At 36.8% G+C, this 5,436-nt stretch carries 5 protein-coding genes; 2 read left to right on the forward strand and 3 right to left on the reverse strand.

What is annotated here, in order from left to right; translation table 11 throughout:
- Window positions 1–662: 662 nt before the first annotated feature.
- Entirely contained in the window at window positions 663–1,118 is a 456-nt protein-coding gene (locus tag F6K13_RS16390; RefSeq protein ID WP_124144631.1) for a hypothetical protein, read from the reverse strand.
- A 1,224-nt stretch (window positions 1,119–2,342) separates the two neighbouring features.
- Here F6K13_RS16390 and F6K13_RS16395 point away from each other — a divergent pair.
- On the forward strand, window positions 2,343–2,726 hold the full coding sequence (locus F6K13_RS16395; RefSeq protein ID WP_124144632.1) for a hypothetical protein: 384 nt from the start codon (window positions 2,343–2,345) through the stop codon (window positions 2,724–2,726).
- Between the two features lie 255 nt (window positions 2,727–2,981).
- On the opposite strand, the gene psaX is transcribed toward F6K13_RS16395, so the two are convergent.
- Complete coding sequence (gene psaX / locus F6K13_RS16400; protein WP_124144633.1) at window positions 2,982–3,071, reverse strand: photosystem I protein PsaX; 90 nt, start codon at window positions 3,069–3,071, stop codon at window positions 2,982–2,984.
- Between the two features lie 272 nt (window positions 3,072–3,343).
- On the reverse strand, window positions 3,344–4,303 hold the full coding sequence (gene lipA, locus F6K13_RS16405) for a lipoyl synthase (protein ID WP_124144634.1): 960 nt from the start codon (window positions 4,301–4,303) through the stop codon (window positions 3,344–3,346).
- A 139-nt stretch (window positions 4,304–4,442) separates the two neighbouring features.
- On the opposite strand from lipA, the gene F6K13_RS16410 reads away from it, so the two are divergent.
- A complete protein-coding gene (locus tag F6K13_RS16410) occupies window positions 4,443–4,982 on the forward strand; it encodes a PleD family two-component system response regulator (RefSeq protein WP_124144635.1) in 540 nt (179 codons plus the stop codon).
- Window positions 4,983–5,436: the final 454 nt, after the last annotated feature.

Consider the following 5,436-nt stretch of genomic DNA (forward strand, 5'->3'; position numbering starts at 1 on the left):
TGAAGGAGAAACAAGCGGTCGTTAGCGCAGCTTCCCGTAGGGTGGGATGGCGTTAGCGAAGCGGCTCTGATAAGAGCGGGTCTCCTCGCCATATCCAATCGACCAAGAGAGAAAATATTTTCTTTTTATTAGATCCTCTTCCTTTTCCTTTTAGGGCTATGCTTTATAAACATCTTTCTTAACATAAAAATTGATAAAATAGACAAGTTATGTATAAGTCTTTCAAAGGTTTTTGTTAGAGAAAAAGTGTATTAAAAAGTACATTTTTTTCGATAACTTAAGTAGTTTTTCCTATCTACTATGATTCTTTCTCCTTTCTCCCCTGCTTCCCACAAGGTTTTCAGGAGTTCCTTATAAGGGATAGCTTTTAGGGAGAGGTAATTATCAATTATCAATTATTGAACAAATGTCTATTAGCACTCACAGAACTTACGCAGAACTACCATATCTAGTAGGATCTAACTGCCGTTAGGCTTTTAAAACGAAATGTTTTTGGAGGCTTGCTCAAATCCCCGTTACAAAAACAATTTTTGATAGAATTTAATATTTGTGTGATCGCCATCTTACTTTTAAGTCATATTACTAAAATAAATACAATTTATATCTTACTCAAATGTGACTATCGTGAGATAGTAATCAATATTAAATCGTAGTTATTTTTACTAACTATGATAAGCTAATTTTTCTAATTTAGACTTTTCTTGAATCAAAGCACTGTCTATTTTTTTTACTCCTTCTAATGATATTAATGACTTGCATTGTTTAACTAAATTTTCCCAACCATGTAATCTTTGAATTGAATTAGATTTCTGAATTTTCTCAACATAAAATTGTGCCCAAAACTTAGGAACATACTTTTGCTTTCTAGCCTTTATGCGCTTTCTCCATTTAGTGAAATCTGATTTTCTTGGTGGTTCTACCCCCAAAATAGGTGGCATATCGGCATAACTTACAAACCTACTTTTACCTTTGCCTACAACATGAATCACATATTTCCAACAGTTTATTTTGTAGATATTATCTGATTTAATTCCCAAATGAAATGCTAATGCGTCTCTAGTTACAAATCTACCCAATGGATGAGCAGAAGTAGATTGATTTTTGATGATTCTTTTCATAAAATCTACCTTAAATTTATATATATTTTTTTCTGGCCGTATTTGTTTATTTATGTGTCTGTAATTCTATATTAAATAATACTTGGCTATTTTGTCAACATATAATAATAAGCTAATTTTTTACACAAACAAATCAATGATAATTGCCCATTATTGGCATAAATTATGGACAATAATCTTTTCAATATTAGAGAATAGAAAAGCTCAAGATATAGAGTCTAATGAAGTATGTCTGGCAACCGTCAAATTCCCAAGGTACAGTAGTCAGAATTCAAGAGGAATTTTGTCAGAAAAATTGTTTTTTAACACTACTTGTTGTTATTTGTCAGTTATCTCTGTCACTATTTTTAAGAATAGACATCTCCAGAAAATAGGGAACAGCGGTGCGACCCTGAAGGACACCACAGACGCAAGCTGTCGGAACCCAAAGTTTTGCTAAGGCAAAGCTTCACTTTTTTGATACGGAATCTGGAGAGTACAAAGTTCTTCTGAAAAACAATTTACTTTCAAGACTAAAAGTATTATTGGAAAAGGCTTACAGAACCTATATTAGTGAATTGAGATTTTCTAACCTTGAAATCCCTGAAAGCCTTAGCTAGCAATAGTTATTCCCAGAACTTTGCACTGTCTAGTTCTTCAACAATAATAATTAATAATTAACAATTACCTCTCCTTGAAAAGAAGAGGATTGAGTAATAATGAAAATTTTTTCTCTCTTGGTCGATTGGCGAGGTCTCCTCGCCATTCCTCTACCGCTTGTTTCTCCTTTAAAGGAGAGAGAGGCTTTAAACCTTAATTATTCGGTCAACATATTGTGGGGCAAAACCTGTAGTCTCCCATAGGGAAAGGTTTCCTGTCCCTACTGGACTGACACAGCTAAAACTGTGCAATAAATTTTTGTATTCTATTCTATAGATGTCTTTTTCTCCCCACCCTCCCCACACTCCCCACACTCCCCGTCTAATGCACCATTTAAAGTGTGTCGGTTCACTACGGTCCTGAAGGGAGCACCATGGGAATGTCCACCAAGAGAGGAAACGCGCAGTCCTGTGAGGCAACAGTGGGAAATATTTTTCCCAGTATTTGATTCATCATCACTCTATATTCACTTCTTTTAGCCCAGGCTTTCTAGCAACATTTAGGTAAATTTTTGTCAAAAACATTCTAGTTTTTGAGTAAAATGTAAAAATAGATACAGAAAAAAATATAAAATTGTATGATTAGATGAAACTAAATAATGACTATCAGCGTAATCGACAAGAACTTCCTACTATTAATATGATGATGGGGGAAGCAGTGGAGGAATACAGGGGACAACATAGAGACCAAGGATGGACTTATCCTTACGTTAAACATATTCCCATACCTCAGCATCCTTCTAAAAAGCTGTTCTGCGCTAGAGATGATGAGTTAGCTAAGGAAAAACAAACTATTAATGTTGCTCAAATAGTAAAAGAGAAACAGGTTGAGCCAAAAAAGATAGCTCAGGTAAATAGAACAAATATATGCGATATATTACAATGGCAACGTTCAATAGCTAAGATCAAAGGAGACGAAAGGTTATTAAGTTTATTAGAGATTGAGTGGCGAGATAAATCTTGTGGATAGAGTTATGATTTTTTGATTTTGAGGATGTGCTTCTTGAAATAGATTAGGTAAATATATCGTTATCAAAATAATTGGGTCGCGTAACCCCGCCTTGACTGGCGAAATATTTTTAGAGAGTTACTCAAAATCCCCGTTACAAAAATAACTTCTAACTTCTAACTTCTAACTTCTGACTTCTGACTTCATTAAAGTGCCACTCTTAAAGAATATAGTATCCTAAGAGTGGCACAGATTTGCTAAGGAAAGGTCTGAAGACTACTGGATAGCGCCGAAATAGTAGCCCGCAACAACAAAGTTGATAGCCAATAATAATAAAGCCCAACCTGCACGAAAAGAATATTTCATCTAAATTTATTCTCCATTTTTATAGTGACGTTCTCCTACATCAAATCAAAGATGATGATGTGGGCTTCCCAACCTCATGGATAGGGCTTTCTGTTTTGCTGGCGCAACGCTGCGCGAACACAGGGAGTGCAACCACTTAACCCTCTGCAGACAGAGACGATGAGACCCACCGCATTTTTTTGGGATCAAGAAAATCCTATCATACAATTGATTCAATATCATACAAACATTTAAAGATTAGGAATTTATTTGTTTTCTTTTCCCTTCTTGACTTAAACACTTTCTCCAGCATGATAAGAACTACGCACTAGAGGGCCAGAACGCACATGAGAAAAGCCCATTTGTTGGGCGATCGCTCCAAGCTCCTCAAACTCTTCTGGTGTCCAATATTTTTGTACGGGCAAATGGGCTAGAGAAGGACGCATATATTGGCCTAAAGTAATGCGATCGCATCCTACTCTTCTCAAATCTGCCATGGCCTCAACTATTTCAGTTTTCGTTTCTCCATGTCCCAACATTAGACCTGACTTAGTAGGAATATTAGAGTTTAACTCCTTAACAATCCGTAATACATCAAGCGATCGCTCATATTTTGCCCCACGACGCACAGGGCCTTGTAATCGTCGTACTGTTTCAATATTATGGTTATAGCAAGCAGGTTCAGCATCTATAACTATCTTGATCCGTTGCTTTTGCTTTTCAGCTAAAGAAACAGATAACTTCTCAACCCCAAGTCCACCTTGACCACCCCAAAAATCAGCCGTCAAAACCTCTATTTTCGCCCCTGGGTTCCGTTGTCTAATAGCTGTCATTGTTGCGACAAACCAACTAGCACCACCATCTGGCAAATCATCCCTAGCAACAGAAGTCAATACCACATACTCCAAACCTAACAATCCTACAGCCTCAGCTACTTTTTGTGGTTCCTCCGGGTCTAAGGGCATCGGAGCATGACCCTTATCCACTTGACAAAAAGCACAAGACCGCGTACAAGTAGGACCCATCAATAAAAAAGTAGCTGTTTTCTGGGCATAACATTCGCCTCGGTTAGGACAGCGACCTTCTTCACAGATGGTATGGAGCTGACGCTGCTTTATAATTTTCTGTACAGTAGAAATATCACTAGCTTTTCCCAAAGAAGGACGCAGCCACTTTGGCATACTCTGAATTTGGCCTTTCATCCCAGCAGTGTTGACCTGAGTTGATATTGACCGACCATTTTTTGTAGCCATAAAAAATTAAAAATTTTTGTGCGCTTTTATATTAGAACAGATCAATGTAGAAGCCATGATTTAGCAATCTTGATGGCTGATTACAGGAATATAGATAAGATTAATTTGAAACACTAACTGATAACTGGAGGAGCTAGTCGTGGCAGGACACAAAATTTTAGTTATTGATGATAGTAAAGTTATTAGGGTAAGAGTCAAAGAAATGCTTCCCCAAGGAAACTTTAATGTTATAGAGGCAAAGGATGGCCAAGAGGGACTGAAATTTATTATTAAGGAACGTCCGAATTTAATTATGTTGGACTTTCTACTACCAAAAGTTACTGGTTGGGAAGTGTTCCAAAAAATTCAATCCCAATCTCAGCTAAAGAAGATTCCATTGGTATTAATGTCAGGCCGTAAAGAAGAGGTGACAGATAAAATTCCTGAACCTTTTGAGAAACATTTTTTTGCTTTTTTAGAAAAACCTTTTGAGAAAAAAGAGCTAACTGCAGCTATTAAGTCTGCCTTTGATTTGGCCAAAAAACGCCCGAGTGAGCAAATGGAAGTTGCTGCTTTGGGGGGAAGTTCTGGCGATATTCAAGCGTTGCAAGCTCAAGTTAAGAAAATGCAAGCTGAAATTGCAGCGTTGAAAAAACAAATGGCTCAACTTGTGACTATTATCAAACAAAAGTTGAAGTAGTAAAATCAGTCATTAAAAATTGGTTATTGATTATTCTGATATTTTTTTCCCCTGGAATATTGATATATTCTGGGGATAATATAAAATCCGGTTAAACAACCTCACTTCAATTTAGTAGTCAGTAGTCAGCAGAGGCAAACGGCCGTTTACTGGGGCAGAGCTTCCGCTAAGGCCAGTACAAGGATGCTAAACCCTGAAACGTTTAGTATTGCTAGAAATTTTACTATTCCCTATTCCCTATTCCATATTCCCTATTCTCTATGGGTATAAATTTGATCTATGTGCAATTAAACGGACTTGATATAATTTATTAACATTAGAGTTATAGCAATGTGCGCTGGCATATTTACAAATTACAAGAACTGTCCAATAGCTAAAAGTCTTGTATTATCGGTCTTTTATTCCCCCAGATGAGCTGTTGCCTGTTGCCTGTTGCCTGCGCACAGCGCTATAT

It is taken from the genome of Okeania sp. SIO2B9 (assembly GCF_010672505.1).
Classification (GTDB): Bacteria; Cyanobacteriota; Cyanobacteriia; order Cyanobacteriales; family Microcoleaceae; genus Okeania; species Okeania hirsuta.

What these genes read in the sequence shown, in the direction of transcription:
- F6K13_RS16390 (WP_124144631.1), bottom strand. Translation starts at nt 1,118, where the DNA reads ATGAAAAGAATCATCAAAAATCAATCTACTTCTGCTCATCCATTGGGT.
- F6K13_RS16395 (WP_124144632.1), top strand. Translation starts at nt 2,343, where the DNA reads ATGAAACTAAATAATGACTATCAGCGTAATCGACAAGAACTTCCTACT.
- psaX (WP_124144633.1), bottom strand. Translation starts at nt 3,071, where the DNA reads ATGAAATATTCTTTTCGTGCAGGTTGGGCTTTATTATTATTGGCTATC.
- lipA (WP_124144634.1), bottom strand. Translation starts at nt 4,303, where the DNA reads ATGGCTACAAAAAATGGTCGGTCAATATCAACTCAGGTCAACACTGCT.